This window comes from Pseudohongiella sp., from assembly GCF_011050365.1.
Classification (GTDB): Bacteria; Pseudomonadota; Gammaproteobacteria; order Pseudomonadales; family Pseudohongiellaceae; genus Pseudohongiella.
This window is the reverse complement of sequence record NZ_DRFV01000008.1, coordinates 81,505-101,162: the sequence shown is the minus strand read 5'-3', so window position 1 is coordinate 101,162 and position 19,658 is coordinate 81,505. Positions and strand designations below refer to the sequence as shown.

Annotated in this window: 15 protein-coding genes; 9 read left to right on the top strand and 6 right to left on the bottom strand. The window is 53.2% G+C overall.

Annotation, left to right across the window (positions count from 1 at the left end):
* Nucleotides 1-66 precede the first annotated feature (66 nt).
* From glyQ to ENH71_RS06300, 4 genes are read left to right on the top strand one after another with little or no spacing between them, the layout of a single operon-like run.
* Nucleotides 67-1,008 (top strand): glycine--tRNA ligase subunit alpha, encoded by a 942-nt coding sequence (gene glyQ / locus ENH71_RS06315; protein WP_317622358.1) that lies wholly within the window; start codon nucleotides 67-69, stop codon nucleotides 1,006-1,008.
* Nucleotides 1,009-1,052: 44 nt separating this feature from the next.
* Nucleotides 1,053-3,146 (top strand): glycine--tRNA ligase subunit beta, encoded by a 2,094-nt coding sequence (glyS, locus tag ENH71_RS06310; RefSeq protein WP_294131301.1) that lies wholly within the window; start codon nucleotides 1,053-1,055, stop codon nucleotides 3,144-3,146.
* A gap of 51 nt (nucleotides 3,147-3,197) precedes the next feature.
* Nucleotides 3,198-3,746, top strand: a complete 549-nt coding sequence (gene gmhB / locus ENH71_RS06305) for a D-glycero-beta-D-manno-heptose 1,7-bisphosphate 7-phosphatase (RefSeq protein ID WP_294131299.1) — start codon at nucleotides 3,198-3,200, stop codon at nucleotides 3,744-3,746.
* The gene (locus ENH71_RS06300) at nucleotides 3,743-4,486 is read left to right on the top strand and encodes a lysophospholipid acyltransferase family protein (protein WP_294131298.1); all 744 of its coding nucleotides are present in this window, start codon (nucleotides 3,743-3,745) and stop codon (nucleotides 4,484-4,486) included. Before gmhB ends, ENH71_RS06300 begins: the two co-directional genes overlap by 4 nt.
* A 33-nt stretch (nucleotides 4,487-4,519) precedes the next feature.
* Here the strand turns inward: ENH71_RS06300 and ENH71_RS06295 are convergent, their stop codons facing one another.
* Both ENH71_RS06295 and ENH71_RS06290 read right to left on the bottom strand, forming a co-directional pair.
* Nucleotides 4,520-5,821, bottom strand: a complete 1,302-nt coding sequence (locus ENH71_RS06295; protein ID WP_294131296.1) for an alkaline phosphatase PhoX — start codon at nucleotides 5,819-5,821, stop codon at nucleotides 4,520-4,522.
* A gap of 159 nt (nucleotides 5,822-5,980) precedes the next feature.
* The gene (locus tag ENH71_RS06290; protein ID WP_294131293.1) at nucleotides 5,981-8,926 is read right to left on the bottom strand and encodes a TonB-dependent receptor; all 2,946 of its coding nucleotides are present in this window, start codon (nucleotides 8,924-8,926) and stop codon (nucleotides 5,981-5,983) included.
* A 350-nt stretch (nucleotides 8,927-9,276) separates the two neighbouring features.
* On the opposite strand from ENH71_RS06290, the gene ENH71_RS06285 reads away from it, so the two are divergent.
* On the top strand, nucleotides 9,277-10,041 hold the full coding sequence (locus tag ENH71_RS06285; RefSeq protein ID WP_294131290.1) for a glutathione S-transferase family protein: 765 nt from the start codon (nucleotides 9,277-9,279) through the stop codon (nucleotides 10,039-10,041).
* A 368-nt stretch (nucleotides 10,042-10,409) separates the two neighbouring features.
* Here the strand turns inward: ENH71_RS06285 and gyrB are convergent, their stop codons facing one another.
* The 4 genes from gyrB to dnaA all read right to left on the bottom strand — a co-directional run bounded on the left by gyrB (nucleotide 10,410) and on the right by dnaA (nucleotide 16,683).
* On the bottom strand, nucleotides 10,410-12,830 hold the full coding sequence (gene gyrB, locus ENH71_RS06280) for a DNA topoisomerase (ATP-hydrolyzing) subunit B (protein ID WP_294131288.1): 2,421 nt from the start codon (nucleotides 12,828-12,830) through the stop codon (nucleotides 10,410-10,412).
* A gap of 17 nt (nucleotides 12,831-12,847) precedes the next feature.
* A complete protein-coding gene (gene recF / locus ENH71_RS06275; RefSeq protein ID WP_294131286.1) occupies nucleotides 12,848-13,960 on the bottom strand; it encodes a DNA replication/repair protein RecF in 1,113 nt (370 codons plus the stop codon).
* A gap of 20 nt (nucleotides 13,961-13,980) precedes the next feature.
* The gene (gene dnaN, locus ENH71_RS06270) at nucleotides 13,981-15,087 is read right to left on the bottom strand and encodes a DNA polymerase III subunit beta (protein WP_294131285.1); all 1,107 of its coding nucleotides are present in this window, start codon (nucleotides 15,085-15,087) and stop codon (nucleotides 13,981-13,983) included.
* A 63-nt stretch (nucleotides 15,088-15,150) separates the two neighbouring features.
* Nucleotides 15,151-16,683 carry a chromosomal replication initiator protein DnaA gene (gene dnaA, locus ENH71_RS06265; RefSeq protein ID WP_294131281.1) on the bottom strand — a complete coding sequence of 511 codons (1,533 nt, stop codon included), beginning with the start codon at nucleotides 16,681-16,683 and terminating at the stop codon, nucleotides 15,151-15,153.
* A 394-nt stretch (nucleotides 16,684-17,077) separates the two neighbouring features.
* Between dnaA and rpmH the strand changes: the two genes are divergently transcribed.
* The 4 genes from rpmH to yidC are packed head-to-tail and all read left to right on the top strand — an operon-like array spanning nucleotide 17,078 to nucleotide 19,654.
* Nucleotides 17,078-17,212: a 50S ribosomal protein L34 gene (gene rpmH / locus ENH71_RS06260; RefSeq protein WP_294131279.1), complete on the top strand. Its 135-nt coding sequence runs from the start codon at nucleotides 17,078-17,080 to the stop codon at nucleotides 17,210-17,212.
* Nucleotides 17,213-17,233: 21 nt separating this feature from the next.
* Nucleotides 17,234-17,644: a ribonuclease P protein component gene (gene rnpA / locus ENH71_RS06255; RefSeq protein WP_294131277.1), complete on the top strand. Its 411-nt coding sequence runs from the start codon at nucleotides 17,234-17,236 to the stop codon at nucleotides 17,642-17,644.
* Nucleotides 17,645-17,668: 24 nt separating this feature from the next.
* Complete coding sequence (yidD, locus tag ENH71_RS06250; protein WP_294131275.1) at nucleotides 17,669-17,926, top strand: membrane protein insertion efficiency factor YidD; 258 nt, start codon at nucleotides 17,669-17,671, stop codon at nucleotides 17,924-17,926.
* Nucleotides 17,927-17,935: 9 nt separating this feature from the next.
* Nucleotides 17,936-19,654 carry a membrane protein insertase YidC gene (gene yidC / locus ENH71_RS06245; protein WP_294131273.1) on the top strand — a complete coding sequence of 573 codons (1,719 nt, stop codon included), beginning with the start codon at nucleotides 17,936-17,938 and terminating at the stop codon, nucleotides 19,652-19,654.
* Nucleotides 19,655-19,658: the final 4 nt, after the last annotated feature.

Sequence of the window (19,658 nt, the reverse complement as noted above, 5' to 3'; positions counted from 1 at the left end):
AGTAGATATTAACTGCCTAATCCCGCATAATTGCGGCTTTTCAACCGATTGAATTTGGGGTGTGTCTTGTCCGCGCAGAGTCCGGCTATTGCCGATGTAAAAACCTTTCAGGGTCTGATCCTGGCGCTTCAGGAGTTCTGGGCCAGACAGGGCTGTGTTGTCTTGCAGCCACTGGATCTGGAAGTAGGCGCCGGTACCTTTCATCCGGCCACCTTCCTGCGCTCTATTGGTCCGGAAAGCTGGCGCACCGCCTATGTGCAGCCCAGCCGCCGACCCACCGATGGCCGCTACGGCGAAAATCCCAACCGACTGCAGCACTATTATCAGTTCCAGGTCATTCTCAAGCCGTCACCACCGGATATTCAGGACCTGTATATCGAGTCGCTGAAACACCTGGGCATTGACCCGACGGTGCACGATATACGTTTCGTCGAGGACAACTGGGAATCACCGACTCTGGGCGCGTGGGGCCTGGGCTGGGAAGTCTGGCTCAATGGCATGGAAGTGACCCAGTTTACCTATTTCCAGCAAGTCGGCGGCATTGAATGTTTTCCGGTCAGCGGCGAGATCACCTACGGTCTTGAGCGTATCGCCATGTACCTGCAGGGCGTGGACAGTCTGTACGATCTGGTCTGGACTGAGGGCCCCAACGGCGTGGTGACCTACGGCGACGTGTTCCACCAGAACGAAGTGGAAATGTCAGCGTACAATTTTGAACATGCCAATGTGGACGCATTGTTTACCAGCTTTGATGAGTGCGAAGCCCAGTGTTCAACCCTGATCGAAAAAGGCCTGGCGCTGCCGGCCTACGAACAGGTACTGAAGGCGTCACATTATTTCAACCTGCTGGATGCACGCCAGGCCATCTCGGTGACCGAGCGTCAGCGCTTCATCCTGCGGGTGCGAACCCTGTCGCGCCAGGTTGCCGAGGCGTATTACGAAAGTCGTCGTAAACTCGGTTTCCCGCTGGCGCCTGCCGCCTTGCGCGAAGCAGCCCTGAAAGGCTGAATCACCCATCATTTATCTCACGAACAGCGTTGCCAACTGACACCATGACCCATACAGAGACTGACAAAGATTTTTTAGTTGAAATTGGATGTGCGGAACTTCCACCCAAAGCCTTGCGCGGATTGTCGGAGGCGTTTATTGTCGGCGTGCAGACAGGTCTGGACAACGCTGGTCTGAGTTACGCTGCGATCAAACCCTATACCAGTCCGCGTCGACTCGCCGCACATGTGGAGGGTTTGTCAGTCAGGCAGGCAGATACCAAAATTGAACGTTTCGGACCCGCCGTCAAGGCCGCTTACGACAAGGACGGCAAGCCAACGCCGGCCGCGTCCGGTTTTGCACGCTCCTGTGGCGTTGACATTGATGCGTTGGAAACCGTCGAAAAAGACGGCGTTGAAAAGCTGGTATTCCGGGCTGACAAGGCGGGCGACGACACTCGTGCGCTGTTACCCGACATTGTCGCCACCGCAGTGGCAAAGTTGCCGATCCCGCGCAAGATGCGCTGGGGCAGCACGCGCGATGAGTTTGTGCGCCCGGTTTACTGGCTGGTGATGCTGTTCGGCGACGAGGTCATCGACACTGAGTTATTCGGCATCAAGAGTGGTCGTATTACGCACGGCCACCGCTTCCATTGCGACACGGACATCCACCTGGCATCGCCATCCGAATACGAAGACAAACTGCTTAACCCGGGTTTTGTCATCGCTGATTATGACCGCCGCAAGCACAAGGTGCGCGAGCTGGTAGAAGCGCAGGGTACTGCCCTGAACGCTGAGGTTCGCATTGATGAAGACCTGCTGGAAGAAGTGACCAGCATGGTGGAATGGCCGGTCGCGCTGACCGGTCGCTTCGATGAGCATTTCCTGTCGGTGCCGCCGGAGGCGCTGATCTCGTCGATGAAGAATCATCAGAAAACATTTTACGTGCTCGACAAGGCCGGCAACATGCTGCCGAACTTTGTTGCGGTCGCCAACCTGGAAAGCAAGGACCCGGCTCAGGTCATTGCCGGCAACGAGCGGGTTATTCGCCCGCGCCTGGCAGATGCCGCATTCTTTTTTGAAAGTGACCGCAAGCAGACGCTTGCCTCACGTCTGGAACAATTGGGCAGCATTGTATTTCAGCAACAGCTGGGCACCGTTGAACAGAAGTCACGACGCGTAGCGGCGCTCGCCGGCAACATAGCCAGGGCGCTGACGATTGATCCGGCCCATTGTGAACGCGCCGCGCTGCTGGGCAAATGTGACCTGGTCAGCCATATGGTTGCCGAATTCCCGGAACTGCAGGGCATCATGGGCCACTATTACGCCCTGCACGACAACGAAGCCAGTGAAGTCGCACAGGCCATCACCGAGCAGTATCAGCCGCGTTTTGCCGGCGACGCAGTCCCTGCCAGTGACACCGGCGCCGTGCTGGCAGTGGCAGAAAAACTCGATACCATTTGTGGTTTGTTTGCCATCGGTCAGCCACCGACCGGCTCCAAGGATCCATTCGCATTACGTCGCGCTGCGCTCGGTGTGCTGCGCATTCTGGTTGAGAAATCCATGGACCTGGATTTGCAGAACGCCATCAATGAGGCGCTGGCAGCTTACACCGAACAGGGCCTGGTGGTACCAAATGACACATCCACCCAGGTATTTGAATTCATGCTGGAGCGGTTCCGGGCCTGGTATACCGGTGACGGTGTATCGCCTGAAGTCTTCCAGTCGGTGATGGAGCTGAAACCAGCCAAACCACTGGATTTTGCCTTGCGCGTGTCGGCCGTTCAGCAGTTCAGTAAACTGCCGGAAAGCGGGGCACTGGCAGCGGCCAACAAACGCGTTTCCAATATTCTGCAAAAGCAGGAAGGCGCGATCGCCGAGTCCGTCGACAAATCACTGCTTACCGAGGCTGCCGAAATCGCACTGGCTGAAGACGTTGACCGGTTGGCGCAAACAGTAGCGCCGATGTTTAAACAGCGTGATTATGCGAAGGGGCTGGAAACTCTGGCCGGCATGCGAACGGTAGTGGATACCTTTTTTGATGACGTGCTGGTTATGGCAGATGATGCAGCGGTGCGGCAGAACCGTTTGGCGTTGTTACGTGAACTACGGACCCTGTTCCTGCATGTGGCTGATATTTCTTGCCTGCACACAGCGTAAGCAAGCCTGATGGTCTGCACCAAAAACGATTTTGATACGCAGAACACTGTGATGAGTAAACTGATCATTCTGGATCGTGACGGCGTTATCAATGAAGACTCTGACGCCTTCATCAAATCTGACAACGAATGCATCCCGATCCCGGGTAGCATCGAAGCGATTGCCCGACTGAGCAATGCCGGGTATCAGGTTGTGGTGGCCACCAATCAGTCCGGTATCGCGCGCGGCCTGTTTGACGAGTTTGCGCTCGCGCGGATTCACCAGTCTATCAATGACCGGGTCGAAGAAGCTGGCGGGATAATTACCGGTTTTTTTTATTGTCCCCATGGCCCGGACGACAATTGCCAGTGCCGCAAACCATTGCCGGGTCTGGTGCACCAGATTGCCCGGGAGCTGGATGTCGCTGTGATCAATGCCCCGTTTGTCGGTGACAGTTTGCGTGACCTGCAGGCCGCCGAAAGTGCCGGGTGTCAGCCTGTGCTGGTGCTGACCGGCAAAGGCTCGGTCACGGCGGGCGCCGGTTTGCCGGAAACACTATCCGATACACCGGTTTACCCTGACCTGGCTTCATTCGCCAACGCTTTATTGGATTCGCAATGATCAGCAAAATTCGTTCAATATTATTCTTTCTAGGTTATGCCGGCCTGACCTTTGTAATTTCAGTACTGATCATTTCCCTGTTCTGGCTGCTACCGCCCCGACGTCGTTATTACCTGTATGCACTTTGGTGCCGGTTGGTTATTGTCTGGCTTCGTATTACCAGTAATGTGTCGTATCAAATTGAGGGTAAGGAAAACATTCCGGATCATCCGGTGATCATCTTCAGCAATCACCAGAGCACCTGGGAAACCATTTTTCTATACCAATTGTTTACGCCGGTGTGTCCCATTCTCAAGAAAGAGTTGTTGGAGATTCCATTCTGGGGCTGGGCCTTGCGTCTGCAACGGCCCATCGCCATTGATCGCAGCAAACCCAGAGAGGCGGGCAAGTCCTTGTTGAAGCAGGGCGCTGAACGGCTGCAGGAAGGGGCGTCGGTACTGGTATTCCCGGAAGGCACGCGGGCAGCAACCGGCAAGCTGGGCAAGTTCTCCCGGGGCGGGGCACAGTTGGCAGTCGCCACCGACACAGAAATCGTGCCTGTGTTGCATAATGCAGGCAAGCACTGGCCCGCCGGTACCACACGCAAGAATCCCGGTACCATCAAACTGATTGTTGGACAGCCCATACAAACGGCAGGCAAAACGTCCAAACAAGTGAACCTGGAGTTCCTGGACTGGGTGGAATCCCGGCGTCATGAACTGGGCCTTGAATATGCAAGCGAGCCGGCAGCAGCGACATAGAGAGCCCGGCTCAATCAGCTCATGGTCACGGCGCTAAACGAAGAATGGCCCCTGCATTTCATAAATGCGGCCATCCTGCGACGTCCCCGCAGCACCGTTCTGAGAACTGAAGTACAGGCGGCTGCCATCGGGGCTGAACGCCGGTCCACAGATTTCCGAACCGCGATGGCCCTTAAAGTTGACCAGTTCGAATGGCGTGATATCCGGTCCGACCACAACAATCCGCATTTCCGCGCCGTCCTCGGCCACAAGTATATCGCCACTGGTTGAAACAGTGAGGTTGTCCACATCATCGATGCCCGGGTTGAAGGCCTGCTGACTCTGCTTGTCGTAAATCAGATCGATTCGCTGTGTCGCGCAATCGACGGCCCAAACCCGATTGTCACCTTTGGTGGTGAAATACACGATACCGTTGTGATACCAGCAACCTTCACCGCCATTGAATCTCTCGGCCCCTGCCACCTGGTGGCGGGTCGGCGTTGCATCCACGTTCAATAACAGTCCATCATTGGCAGGCTGTGGCTCCGGAACCGTCTCCCAGCGCAGTGCACGACTGGTGAGCAGATCGTCACCGTCCACGATGGCGACTTCCAGCTTGCCTGAAGACAGGTCAGGCCGGCCGCCAGCCGGGTACACGTCCGGTGTAAACCGGTAAAAGTTACTGTCCGGGGTATCCTCGGTCAGATAGATGTGTCTGCGAACCGGATCGACGGCGGCTGCTTCATGCTTGAATACGCCCATGGCAGGGCAGGCAACGGCGCTCCGGTTTCCCTGCGGATCGCACTCATAAACGATTCCATTGTCGACTTCCTCACAGGTCAGCCATGTGCCCCAGGGCGTCGGACCGCCAGCGCAGTTGTTGGTGGTGCCGCTGCAGATGGGATAAGCATCGATCAATTGGCCTTCAGCATCAAAACGAAGCGCGCCCACACCACCGCGGCCGGGCGCACTGACTTCAGCATTGGACACGTAGACCCAGCCACCGTCATCGGTGGCGAAGGTGGCACCACCATCCGGATCTTCGTGCCAGATGTAATCTGATGTCGGTGTCGGGCGCCGGCCCGTGCGTGCCACCTCGCGAATGGAGAAACCGCGGGGCAGCCGGACGAGGGTAGCAGGGTCGTTGCCGACAGCGACTTCGTGTAATGTGCCGGCCAGGTTGGGAATATTGCTGATGCGGCCAATACTGCTGGCGGGCATCGCCGAACGGGGTGAGGCGGCGTGAGTGCCACATCCCCATAGCGCCGGGCCGGCGGCGATAACGCCGCTCGTCACGAGCCCCTGGCGCAGCAATTGTCGGCGGGACAGGGTGGCAGCACGGTGACTCTCGGCCATGGCAAACTCCGGTTCTGAATACAGGACAGCAAAAATATATGGACGAAGCATACATCACTTTTCTGTCAGTTATGTGACAGCCGACCAATAGAAAAAGGGGGTGCCCTTGGACACCCCCTTTTCCGGGATTACCGTCTTTGTGTTACCGAAGCCATCAGCTCAGAAATCGTATCTCAGCCCGACTGTGTACTTTCGGCCTGAGAAGCTGGTGTCTTCAACAAAGCCGGGATAGCCCTGATAGGAGACCTGCGGTTCATCCGTGAGGTTGTTTGCCGTGATGAAACCTCGCAACTTATCGCCAAAACTATAGTGAACTTCGGCATCAACCCTGTCTTCGGCAGCGTAGAATTCGTCACTTTCAATGGTGTTACCCAGGCCTTCGATATAATCATCGCGGTAGGTGTAATCGATACGCGCACCCAGGTTGCCCCAGTTATAATTAAGCGTCGCCGTGTAGAGAAGTTCGGAAAACCCTTCCAGCGGCAAGTCCCGGCCATCGGTACGATTCGGGTACTCGGCATCGCTTTCGGTCAGTGTTGTACTCAACGCAACACTCAAACCCTGCAAAGCGCCCGGCAGGAAGAACAGATCCTGTCTGGCAATCAGCTCAATGCCGTAGTTGGTAGCCGCGGCACCATTCACAGGTCTTTCGTATTCAAATGCACCGTCCTCCGCCGGCACCGGAATGCCATCTGCTCCCAGTTCGTTGAACATATAGGTCTGCGTGTAGGTAAAATCGGTGATGTCCTTATAGAACAGGCCGACTGAATACAGGCCACCACGTTCGGTATAATATTCCAGCTGAGCGTCAACGTTGTCCGCAAGTGCGGGCACCAGATTGGCATTGCCATCTTCGATATTACCTTCGTCGTCAACCCAGCGACCACGAGACAATTCGCTCAAGCGCGGCCGTCCATAGCTGCGATTATAGCTTTCCCGCAGAATCAGATTATCAGTGAGTTCATGACGAAAGTGGATGCCCGGCAGCCAGAACGAGTGTGAATCGCTTTTTCGCACAGGCGTGACGGTCGGCACTTCATTCAGGTAGCTGACGGTTTTGTTCACATTTGACCACTCATAACGCTCCAGACGCACACCCGCGATAATGGTATGGATACCGGTTTCGTAAGTGCCCATCACATAACCGGCGGAGATGGTTTCCTCGGCGTCGTAGTCCTCAATGTTGCTGTCCTCCAGCGATCCATCCTCAACGAACTCAAACAGTTCCGGATTGCTGCGAAGCATGTCCAGTGCGACACGAGGCTGAGCATTGAAGTACTTCTCTTTCAGAAAGATAACGTCATTGGTAGGAACCAGCACATCGGCATACGGGAAGGTTTCATCCATCTCATACACGTCCACTGTCATATCGCGCATTTGTGTGCTGACACGATGCTTGGCGCCGGTCTTTACCGTAAAGGTACCGTTGTTACCCGAGAAGCTGCGTTCCCAATCGATTCGTCCACTGAAGACGTCTTCTTCCTTGACGCCAAATATTTTCTCCAGCTCACCTTCTGTCATCAAATCAAGATTGGTCGGATCCAGACCATTGAGGCCGTTCACCCGGACGTCACCGGATTGCACATCAACCACGTCATACTCAAAAATGAACCAGGGGTCATCCGGTTCCATCAGCATATTGATTTCACTGTCGTCAGTAATAGTACTTTTGTTACGTGAGTAGGACAGGTCGTAGGTGAGCAGGTCGGAATCATATTCGTGTCGGCCGCCGACCGACAAAGAATACAAATTATTTTTGCTGTCTTCGAGTGTACCGATCCAGCCACGTGACGCTTCACTGTCAGCGGTGCCACGACCGGAAGTCGGTGTTAGCTCGGCATAGGTTTTACGGCCGCCCGCTGCGTTCTGGAATCGTGTATCAATATCAATGTCGGTTTCGTACTTGATGCCGTTTTGTTCATAGCTGCTGAGCATCGGTCTGAAGTAGAACGAGCTGTTGTCGCCGACACGGTAGTCGATGGAACCGCTCAGTGTGTTGGTCAGCGTTGTGCGCGTGTCGTATTCGAAGTGGGTTGATTCCATGAACCAGACCGGCTGGCCGAATGTATCCAGATTAAGTTCCGGGTTGGTATCTGCGTTTACCTGTACCCAGTCCATGTCTGCATTACGGGAGTACCGGTCAGTATCATAGGTGCTCAGGGTAAAACTGATACCCAGGTTGTTTTCTTCGCCATTCACACTGAAGATGTCCGAGAACGAGAATTTGCCGGAGTGACCCCAGTTATTCGGTTCCTCGTTGAGGACACCGGAAATGTCCACGCTCATTTCGCGTCCCTGACGCTGGAAGGCGCTGCGCGAAACCATGTTGACGATGCCGCCCACGGCGTCGCCGTCGCGATCAGGCGTCGGGGCCTTGATCACTTCGATTTTGGTGACACCATCGGCGGCCAGTTGACGCGGGTTAAAGCTGTTGCTCGAACCTGATGACGGTACCCGGTTGCCGTCGATTTGTACCGAGTTGAATTCGCCGGCAATACCTCGAATATTGATATCACCATGGCCACCATCCTGGCCCTGGTTCACACTGATGCCGGGCAGGCGCTGCATGGCCTGACCGATATTGCCATCAAGCATGGCGCCGAATGATTCCTCGGAAATCACGTTGACGATACCAGCGGCTGTGCGTTGTTCGTTGATCGCGCGATCCGTACCCGTTCTCGACGCGCGCACGGTAATCGTTTCCACACCGGACAAACTCGCCAGAGCCACATCGTAGGAAGTCGATTGATCGGCCGAAATCGATATCTCGGTCACGGAGGGTGCCAGACCAACATACGTCACGGTGACTTCATAGTCACCGGCAGGCAGGTCGTTAATGAAGTAACGGCCAGTGGCATCCGTATAGTCACGGAAACCGGTTCCCGATACCTCTACAATCGCGCCTTCCAGCGATCTGCCGGAGCCTGATTCCGCAACGCGACCGACCAGATTCCCTTCCGCAGACTGGGCGTTTACCTGAGCACCCACTGACAGAAGAACGACAGTGGCAGACATCGTGCTGAATTGAGAGCATTTGTAGCGGATTTTTGCCCACGATGGGTAACGGCTTTTGGCCAGCGAGCTGGCGTTGTTACGGTGCGCCATTTTGAACCTCCGGGAAATAGACTGTAATTATCATTTGTAGGCTTTTATGTCCCAGGTCTGAATGGCGGAAAAGAAGCGTAGTGTGTGAATGCTTACTGTCGCCATTTTCCCTTCTAAGAATAAGAAACGTCCTACAGGAAGCGGACTAGCCTAACCAGTTTGTATGTCAGTGACGTGACGGATTGTTGAGGATTTAGTGACGATCTTGTCATGATCGGACAAACGCACGACAGCGACAGCCCGCCGATTTTCCCGATGAGTTGAAGTGCAATTAATAGACTTCCTCGCGACGCATTGATAGAGTTCCGAGCGGATGTTCGATGCCCCACCTATGGATAGGAGATATAACTATGCGCATTGCTGCAATTATTGTAATGACCCTTTTTTTCGCTGGCTGCCAGGCAGCAAACAGCGCCGATACAACGCCATCAGCACGCGCGGCGACACCATTGCCGCCGATTACCATTTATCACCTTGAGGCGCGAAGATCGGAGCGCATCGTCTGGTTAATGGAAGAACTGGGGTTCCCGTATGAGCTGGAGTTTGTGCGTGGCAATCTGGGTGCATCATTGATGCAAATCCGCGAAGTTAATCCGGGCAATCCAGTGGCGCCAACAGTCATCTACGGTGACGAGATCCTGGTTGAGTCCGGTGCCATCATCGATGTCATTCTGAATCGCCATGCGCCTGACCGATTACAACCTGACCTGAATAGCCCGGATTATCCGTGGCACCAGATATGGATGCATTATGCCGAAGGCTCTCTGGCCGCGCGCATGGGTATAGATTACCGCGTGTGGCAGCTGCAGCCTCCGGAGCGGCGATCTCCGTTGCGTGATATTCGCGGTACTGTTCAGTATGCAGAAGACTTTCTGGGAGAGCATCCTTACTTTGGCGGATCTGAGTTTAGTGCGGCGGATATCATGATGCACTTCCCGATGAACTATACTTTCCTGATCAATGTTGTTGATCGCAGTCAGTATCCCAACATTAATGAATGGATGGAGCGGGTGGAAGCGCGTCCTGCATATCAACGCATGGCTGAAGTATCCAAACCTGATGGTATGCCGAGCCCACCGGTGCCACTGCCAGACAGTTCTCGTCCGCCGCTCTGACAGGCAACAGCACGCCGGCTTCGATAATGAAACCAATGTGGTGCACATAGGAAGAAAGCAACAGCCCCGGTTCTCGCCAGGGCTGTTTTCGTTGAGAGCCAGAATCTGGCAACCTCACAGGAGTCGAATTCCCATTGATGTCATTTATGGACTATTAACGAGATGCCGGGGAAGGTAAATACGACGCAAGGACGGTTTTAGCTTTAATAAGTCAGTCACTTACTTCAAGCTACTTATAAACCCATCAGTGTCACTAGGTTTTTGTTTTTAAAAGATATATCTATTTTTTAGGAGCCACCCGCAATTGATTTTTGCCAATCGCAGGGCCTCCGTATCAACGTGTGGTTTTCCCCACAACTGTTACTTTTCTAGATATCAAGGTTCTGCACAGCCAGTGCATTAGACTCAATAAACTCGCGACGGGGATCAACCTGATCACCCATCAGAGTGGTAAACAGCTGATCCGCACTGATAGCGTCCTCGATGGTCACTTGCAGCATACGTCTTGCCTCAGGATCCATCGTGGTTTCCCATAACTGTGACGGATTCATTTCCCCCAGACCCTTGTAGCGCTGCAGGTAATGACCCTTCATGGCGTCCTCGGTCAACCACTGCAATGCTTCGGTAAAGGTTTTAATTTCCTGTTTTTTCTCACCGCGTTGCACGTAAGCACCCGGTTCGATCAGCCCATCCAGCATGACGCCCAACCGACTCAGGGAACGGTATTCACCTGAATTGAAGAAGTCCTTCGAGAAACGGTATTCTCGCGTCAGACCATGCAGGCTGTGGACAATTTCCGGCAGGAAGATATGACGTTCAGGATCTTCATAAGCGCGCATGGTGTAGCCTTGCGCTGTTTTTGGATGCAGGTCCTGCAATTCCTTCTCCAGTTTTTCCAACCAGTTGTTGATGCCTTCCTCAGTGTATTCAGCTTCGGTCAGCGGCTGTGTGAACACAATCGCTTCCATCACTTCAGATGGATACAAACGCTCAAGTCGTTCAATCATGCTATATGTGGTGTTGTACTGGCGCACCATCTCTTCCAGGGCATCACCGGAAATGGCGGGCGCACCCGGATTAACATGTAGGCTGGATCCATCAAGCGCGATTTGTGTTTGATATTTGCGCAGCTCGCCCTCGTCTTTCAGGTACTGTTCATGCTTGCCTTTGCGCACCTTATACAAGGGCGGTTGTGCAATGTAGATGTATCCCCGCTCAACGAGCTCGTGCATTTGCCGAAAGAAGAAGGTCAGCAGCAATGTACGGATGTGGGAACCGTCGACGTCGGCGTCCGTCATGATAATGATACGATGGTAACGCAGTTTGTCGGCGGAGAATTCGTCCTTGCCGATGCCGCAACCAAGCGCCTTGATCAGTGTGCCGATCTCGGCAGAGCTCAGCATTTTATCAAAACGTGCTTTTTCCACGTTCAGAATTTTGCCTTTCAAGGGCAGAATAGCCTGGTTTTTGCGATTACGACCCTGTTTGGCTGAACCACCCGCAGAGTCACCCTCCACTATGTAGAGTTCGGACAGGGCAGGGTCTTTTTCCTGACAATCGGCCAGCTTGCCTGGCAATCCGGCCATATCCAGAGCGCCTTTGCGTCGCGTCATCTCGCGTGCTTTTCGTGCCGCTTCACGGGCACGCGCAGCGTCGATCATCTTGCTGACAATCTGCTTGGCTTCCAGTGGATTTTCTAACAGGAAATCCGTGAAATGACCGACCATCTCCTGCTCCACCGCAGTTTTTACCTCAGAAGAGACCAGCTTGTCCTTGGTCTGTGAGGAAAATTTGGGGTCAGGCACCTTCACCGATACAACCGCTGTCAGACCTTCACGGGCGTCATCACCCGTGGTCATGACTTCCTTGCCTTTTTTGGCAGCAACTTCTTTGTCGATGTAGGTTTTCAGTACCCGCGTCAACGCACTGCGGAACCCGGCCATATGGGCACCGCCGTCGCGCTGCGGAATATTGTTGGTATAGGGAAAGATGTTTTCCTGGTAACTGTCATTCCACTGCAGGGCAATTTCCACACCGATGCCATCATCCGGACGGTCTACCTGGAAGTGGAAAATCTTGTTAATCGGAGTTTTGTTTTTATTCAGATACTCAACGAATGCCCGCAAACCACCATCATATTTGTAGGTATCGGTCTTTCCACTACGTTCGTCTTTCAGAACAATCGACACGCCAGCGTTGAGGAAGGCCAGCTCCCGCAGTTTTTTGGCGAGAATATCGTAGTGAAACTCGATGTTTTTAAAGGTCGCGGTAGACGGCTTGAAGAAAGTCTCGGTGCCGGCAATGTTGGTATCTCCGACAACGGCCAGTGGGGCCTGTGGCACACCATGGACGTAAAATTGCTCATGAACCTTACCACCCCGACGAATGGTGAGCTTGAGTTCTTCTGACAGGGCATTAACGACGGACACACCTACACCGTGCAGGCCGCCTGAAACTTTGTAGCTGTTATCGTCAAATTTACCGCCAGCGTGCAATACCGTCATAATTACTTCTGCGGCTGACACACCCTCGCTATGCATTTCCGTTGGGATACCCCGGCCATTATCTGACACAGTGATGCCTTCGCCCGGATGAACTACAACACGGATCTCATCGCAGTGGCCGGCCAGCGCCTCATCAATGGAATTATCAACCAGCTCGAATACCATGTGATGCAGACCGGTGCCATCTTCCGTGTCACCAATATACATACCTGGTCGTTTACGCACTGCATCAAGGCCTTTCAGTACCTTGATACTGGACGAATCGTAGGTTGATTCATTAGACATGCTGTTCTCCGCTTGTGTTACTGATATGACTGTATTTTACCATGTTCCACGTGGAACTTTCTTGATCTCTCTGTTAATTCGCCATCCAGATCCAGATCTTTTCCTTCTACTGCTGTGAATAAACATTGTGCGTCAGCGCGAGCAAGCAGGGAAACTACTTTTGCCCGGTTGATCCGATCAAGTTCGGAAGCCAGGTCATCGATTAAGTAAATACACTTGGATTCGCCTCGACCGGCCCTGTTGGAATCAGCAGCGCTGCGTTCGACAAACCTGCCCATCGCTATCTTGAGGGCGCAAACCAGCATCTTTAATTGTCCCCGGCTGAGTGACTCTGTGGCGAGGACTCCGTCTACCTTAATCGTAAAATCCGCCCGATGAGGGCCGTTGAGCGTCATGCCGTATTTTATGTCTCGCGGACGCAGCTCTTTTAACACCCTAGCAAATCTTTGCTCACTATCCCATCCTGCCTTGTAACCAAGCGTGATCTTCCTGTTGGGCAGAAGTTCGCCGACGACCGCCTGGAGCAGGGCGCCAAATGATTCAATGATTGCAGTTCTGCTCTCATGAATGGCCTGGCCCAGGCCTGCAAGCTCTACATCCCAGGCATCCAGTTGAGCATGCAATCCTGCCCCACCGCTCTTCAACAAACTATTCCTATGGGCGATGCCGCGACGGTACGCGCGCCAGTCATCCAGATAGGAGTGTTCCACGTGGAACACTGCCCAGTCCAGAAACCGTCTGCGTATCTTGCCACTGCCTTCGAGGAGCTGAAAACTTTCCGTATTCAATACCTGCAAGGGCAGGGCAGCTGCCACACTTTGCCAGTTACCTTGCTGTTCTCCATCAAACTTCAACTCCTTCTTTCCTGCCCTGGATTTAAGAAGTCCTATCCGACCCTGTTCGCCGAGATCGGCAAAAACCAGAAAATCCTTTTGCTCATGCTTTACCAGCGGGTCTACTTTATGAGTTCTGAAGGAGCGGCCAACACTGAGAACGTGGATGGCCTCGAGCAGACTGGTCTTGCCGCTGCCATTGATGCCGGAAAAGATATTAAACGAGGGGGAGAGCATTAAGTCGACCGCTTCCAGGTTTCGGAAGCGATCAACCATCAGTCGTTGGATAACAGCCATGTAGTCCTGAGCTTACGCCCTTATAGCCGCATTGGCATGACAACATAAAGCGCATCGGAGGCGGAGACAGCCTCCAGCAATGCACTACTATTCGAGTCAGACAAGGTGAACTTCACTTTGTCACTGTCCAGCACGTTCAGCACATCGATCAGATATCCGACATTAAAGCCAATTTCCAACGTGTCGCCTTCGTACTCAACCGCAACCATATCTTCGGCTTCTTCCTGCTCAGGGTTGTTGGCCACAACTTTTAGCTCATTCTGACCCAGCTGCAGATTTACGCCACGATACTTTTCATTGGACAAAATAGAGGCCCGGCTGAAAGCATGGCGGAGCAGGGTGCGCTCGCCAATAACGGTTTTGTTACCACCCTTGGGCAACACTCGCTGATAGTCCGGAAATTTACCGTCTACAAGTTTTGAGGTAAAGGTAAAGTCCTTCAGCTTCGCGCGAATGTGGCCGGCACCAAACACCAGCACAAGTTCATCTTCCGAAGGCTCGGACAACAGCCGTGACAACTCCAGCACGCCTTTACGCGGTACGATTATCTGCTGCACTTCCTCAACGCCGGTGCTGATACCGGTCGTGTGCATCGCCAGGCGATGACCATCAGTCGCCACCACCCGAAACCAGGAACTGCCCAGTTCGAACAACATGCCATTCAGGTAATAACGCACGTCCTGCTGAGCCATGGCGAAGGCACAGGAATCGATCAGATGTTTCAACTCCTCACCGCTGATACCAATCTCGTATGTACCAGGCTCGTCTACCGTTACCGGGAAGTCTGAGGCGGGCAGGGTAGCCAGAGTAAAGCGGCTACGCCCGGCCTTGACGACAAATTTGCCGTCATCCAGCGAAAAGTCGAGAACCGCGTCATCTGACAACGATTTACAAATATCCATCAATTTTCGGCCGGGCACCGTAATTTCGCCCGGCTTACTGCCGCCGTTGACCGGCACGCGACCGATAAGCTCGACCTCAAGGTCGGTACCGGTGATCTCCAAAATGTCGTCTTTTAATGTCAGTAACACGTTCGCCAGTACCGGCAAGGTATGGCGTCGCTCAACGACACCCGCTGCCAGTTGGAGGGGCTTAATGATTGCGTCCCTGGAAATTGTAAATTGCATATTCCGATCTCAGATTAGCGTTTTGTTTATGAAGTCATTGATGCGCCACCCGGTGCCACCCATTCAGGTAGTCAGCGCTCGCAACAGGTTATTATAGTCTTCCGCCAGATCCTGCGAATCACCTCGCAGCTTCTTGATCTGTTTGCACGCGTGTAGCACCGTCGTGTGATCACGGCCACCAAAGGCATCACCAATCTCCGGCAGGCTGTGGTTGGTCAATTCCTTGGCCAGACACATGGCTATCTGCCGGGGCCGGGCCACAGATCGGTTACGACGCTTGGACAGCATATCCGACATCTTGATCTTATAATATTCTGCGACCGAGCGCTGAATATTATCAATTGAAACCAGCTTCTCGTGTAGCGCAAACAAATCGCGCAATGCCTCACGCACCAGGTCAAGATCAATCTTGCGCCCGACAAAGTTGGCGTGGATGATCACTTTCTTCAGTGCGCCTTCCAACTCGCGAACATGAGACCGCAAGCGTTGGGCAATAAACATCGCCGCGTCACCTGGCAATTCGACATTGCTCTGCGCTGCCTTGTTAATCAGAATCGCAGCACGGGTCTCAAGCTCTGGTGGCTCTACTGCCACACTCAAACCCCAACCAAAGCGGGATTTCAATCTTTCTTCCAAGCCATTGATTTCTTTATGGTATCTGTCGCTTGTCAGGATAATCTGCTGACCCCCTTCAAGCAAGGCATTAAAGGTATGGAAAAACTCCTCCTGAGAGCGTTCCTTGCCGGCAAAAAACTGAATGTCGTCAATCAACAGGGCATCGACTGAGCGGTAGTAACGCTTGAATTCGTTTATTGCGTTGAGCTGCAGGGCAGTAACCATGGTGGCGACAAACGTTTCCGAGTGCAGGTACACGACTTTGGCATTGGGCTTGCGGGCAAGCATGAAGTTACCAATCGCGTGCATTAAATGCGTTTTACCCAGACCTACACCGCCATATATGAACAAGGGGTTATAAGCGCCGCCGGGATTATCGGCCACCTGCAGCGCGGCTGCTCGTGCCAACTGGTTGGACTTACCTTCAATAAAATTATCGAAGGTGTTTTCATGATTGAGCGAGCCTTTATGACGAAGCTTGCCCTCGATGATAAGCTCCATGTTTCGGCCGGAACGCTTACTCTGACTGCCACCGGCATAGGACTTGCCGGCCAGCGCATCTCTAAGCTCGGTATCAGCCTGTTGATCGCCTCTTAAGGCAACCCCTGCCGGTTCCACCAGGTGGATGGCTGGTGTTTTCCTGTCATCATCAAACATGCGCTGATGTTGCTGCACCGGAGGCTGTTGAGCCACATGATGACTGCCAGCGGAGGCCACCAGTGCCGGGCGCGCCGCCTGCCGACTGCCAACTTCCAGAAAAATGCCAACCTGCTCGCCATCAGTATGCCGGTGCACCAGCTCATTAATGCGGGCAAAAAATTTATCCTTGACCCATTCCTGCACAAAGCGATTGGGTGCCAGTAGCGTCAGACCGTCATTAGAGGTCTCCGCCTGCAAGGGTCGAATCCAGGTATTAAATTGTTGGGATGGAAGCTCATCCCTGAGGTGATCAACACACCGTTGCCAAGTTGCTAAAAGCACGACTTTCACTGCCCTGTAGTCTGTTTTTGTATGAACAAGTTTGTAACGAGGGCAAATTCTAACCTGCTGAAGCACACTTATCCACACAAACAAGCGTGTTTATGCCTGTTCCAGAAATTTATTTAAATATTTAATTATCATATAGTTAGGAAACATCGTCGCGCAAAACAGGCTGTTTTTAGGCGTAACAATGTCGCCGCACCTGAAAATTTATGCACAGGATATCCTGTGGATAACTTGTTACTAACAGGGTATAAGCGTCGGATAAAAATTCCGTGTGCCGAACACACCCGCAATACAAGGAATCTATTGCATAAAGTTGGTAAAACATCTAAAATCCGCGCTCTTTAATTTATCCGAACCACCATTTACTGAATCACCCTGGATCGCCATTATGAAAAGAACTTTCCAACCCAGCCTGCTGAAACGCGCCCGAACTCACGGTTTCCGTGCACGTATGGCAACCAAAGGTGGTCGTCTGGTTATCAAGCGTCGTCGTTCACGAGGCCGCGCCAAGCTGTCTGCCTGATTTTACTGACAAGAGCTGCATGTGACCGACCAGCAAGTAACCAGTCATGGTTTTGGTAGAAATCTGCGGCTCCTGACGGCTTCTGACTATCAGGCCGTCTTCAGTCAGGCGCAGCACAAGGTCTCCTGTGCCCAGTTTCTGATTCTTGCAATCAGACATGATAATGTTACGCCCAGACTGGGCCTGGTAATTGCCAAGAAAAACGTTCGCCTGGCAGTGCAACGAAATCGGGTCAAAAGGCTGATTCGCGAATCTTTTCGACATCGTCAACATTTGCTCGCCGGGCTGGACATCGTTATTCTGGCACGCAAAGGACTGGACTCTCTGGACAATGCCTCCATCGACCAGATTCTGGACAGACTGTGGCAGGATCTGATTCGGCGCCGCGACCGCCAGACCACGAACAAAACCGCAAACCAGACCACGAAATAGCTGCAAGATAACGGGTGACTTCACATGCTGGCTAAGTTCGCTATCAAGCTGATCACTGTTTACCAGTACACCCTCAGTCTTCTCATCGGCAATCAGTGTCGTTTTTACCCCTCCTGCTCTCATTACACCCAGGATGCCATTGCCTGTCACGGACTTGTGAAAGGATGTTATCTTGGCACGCGCCGAATTCTGCGCTGTCATCCCTGGCATCCGGGTGGTTACGATCCTGTGCCAGGCAGTCACACTCACTCTGACGGTGAAACGTCTTCAACCAATAAGTAGCCTTTACCCATGGATTATATTAGATACGCGCTCATATCCGGTTTGGCCGTTGTCAGTTACATGCTGCTGCTGGCCTGGCAGGACGACTATCCGTCAACAGCAACACCGTCACCGGACGTAGTGCAGACACAACAGGATAATGGCGATTTGCCCTCGGTCGACAACACTGCTGGCCGACCGCAAGCCTCTGCAGATATCACCGATACGCCATCCACGAGCTCCTCTGATATCCCGGTAGTTGCCAGTTCGACAACCGCTGCTGCCAATGTGGAGACCTCTGAAACCCTGATCACGGTCAGCACCGATGTTTTAAACGTCACGATTGACCGCCGCGGTGGTGACATCGTGTTTGTATCTCTGCCGGAACACTACACACAAATTGACACCCCGGACCAACCCTTTGTATTGCTCGAAAACACCACGTTGAGAACCTATGTTGCCCAGAGCGGTCTGATCGGTCAGAACGGAATTGATGGCGCCGAGCGCGCACTGTACACCGCCAGCGCCGACAGCTACGCACTGGCACCGGATCAGAACGTGCTGAATGTTGACCTGCGCTACACTGACAACAACGGCGTCGTGGTAATCAAACGTTTTACCTTTGAGCGCGATAACTACCTGATCGATATTGCCTACGACGTCAACAACACCACCGATATGCCATGGCAGGCCAACATGTTTGGCCAGATCAAACGCAGCAACTACGAGGATCCCACTCAGGGCAGTGGATTCGGCATGGCCAGTTTTCTGGGTTTTGCAACGACTTCAAGCGACGACAACTACGTCAAAATCCCGTTTGATGAAGTCGAAGAGCGTGCGTCTCACGAAATTGACGGTGGCTGGGTTGCCCTGGGCCAGCACTACTTCATTTCCGCCTTTGTACCACCGCAGCAGTCGCGCAACAGCTTTTCGTTCCGTCGCAACAGCCAGAATGAATACATAGGTGGTTTCACCAGTTCAGAGTTTGTTGTTGCACCCAACAGCAACAACGTTCAGCAAATGTCCTTTTATGCCGGCCCCAAGGACCAGTATCGTCTGGGTGAAATCGCACCCTGGCTGGACCGCACAATTGACTATGGCTGGTTGTGGTTTGTGGCCTCGCCAATCTACTGGTTGCTGACGCAGATCAATAACATCATCGGCAACTACGGCTGGTCCATCCTGATCCTGACCGTCATCGTCAAAGGCGTGTTCTTCAAGTTATCCGCCACCAGCTATCGGTCCATGGCCAATATGCGCCGTGTCATGCCCAAGATGAACCAGCTCAAAGAGCGTTATGGTGATGACAAAATGAAGCTCCAGAAAGCCACCATGGAGCTCTACAAGAAAGAGAAGATCAATCCGTTTGGCGGCTGTCTGCCCATGCTGGTGCAGATGCCGGTGTTCATCGCTCTGTACTGGGTATTGCTGGAAGGCGTCGAACTGCGACACGCGCCCTGGATTCTGTGGATCAACGACCTGTCAGTGATGGACCCGTTCTTTGTGCTGCCATTGCTGATGGGCGCATCGATGTATGTGCAATTCATGCTGAACCCGACTCCCCAGGACCCGACTCAGGCCAAGATAATGAAGTTCATGCCGGTGGTGATGACCATCTTCTTCCTCTGGTTCCCGGCAGGCCTGGTGCTGTACTGGCTGGCAAACAGCGTTCTGGGTATTGCCCAGCAATGGTATATCACCCGCAATATTGAAGCCGACTACGCTGCCAAAGAGGCAGCCAAAAGCTAAGCAG

Bases quoted from the DNA above. Each gene is read 5' to 3' on its own strand.
- yidD (WP_294131275.1), top strand. From the start codon at position 17,669: ATGCTGGCTAAGTTCGCTATCAAGCTGATCACTGTTTACCAGTACACC.
- gmhB (WP_294131299.1), top strand. From the start codon at position 3,198: ATGAGTAAACTGATCATTCTGGATCGTGACGGCGTTATCAATGAAGAC.
- glyS (WP_294131301.1), top strand. From the start codon at position 1,053: ATGACCCATACAGAGACTGACAAAGATTTTTTAGTTGAAATTGGATGT.
- ENH71_RS06290 (WP_294131293.1), bottom strand. From the start codon at position 8,926: ATGGCGCACCGTAACAACGCCAGCTCGCTGGCCAAAAGCCGTTACCCA.
- recF (WP_294131286.1), bottom strand. From the start codon at position 13,960: ATGGCTGTTATCCAACGACTGATGGTTGATCGCTTCCGAAACCTGGAA.
- yidC (WP_294131273.1), top strand. From the start codon at position 17,936: ATGGATTATATTAGATACGCGCTCATATCCGGTTTGGCCGTTGTCAGT.
- ENH71_RS06300 (WP_294131298.1), top strand. From the start codon at position 3,743: ATGATCAGCAAAATTCGTTCAATATTATTCTTTCTAGGTTATGCCGGC.
- gyrB (WP_294131288.1), bottom strand. From the start codon at position 12,830: ATGTCTAATGAATCAACCTACGATTCGTCCAGTATCAAGGTACTGAAA.
- ENH71_RS06285 (WP_294131290.1), top strand. From the start codon at position 9,277: ATGCGCATTGCTGCAATTATTGTAATGACCCTTTTTTTCGCTGGCTGC.
- dnaN (WP_294131285.1), bottom strand. From the start codon at position 15,087: ATGCAATTTACAATTTCCAGGGACGCAATCATTAAGCCCCTCCAACTG.
- ENH71_RS06295 (WP_294131296.1), bottom strand. From the start codon at position 5,821: ATGGCCGAGAGTCACCGTGCTGCCACCCTGTCCCGCCGACAATTGCTG.
- rpmH (WP_294131279.1), top strand. From the start codon at position 17,078: ATGAAAAGAACTTTCCAACCCAGCCTGCTGAAACGCGCCCGAACTCAC.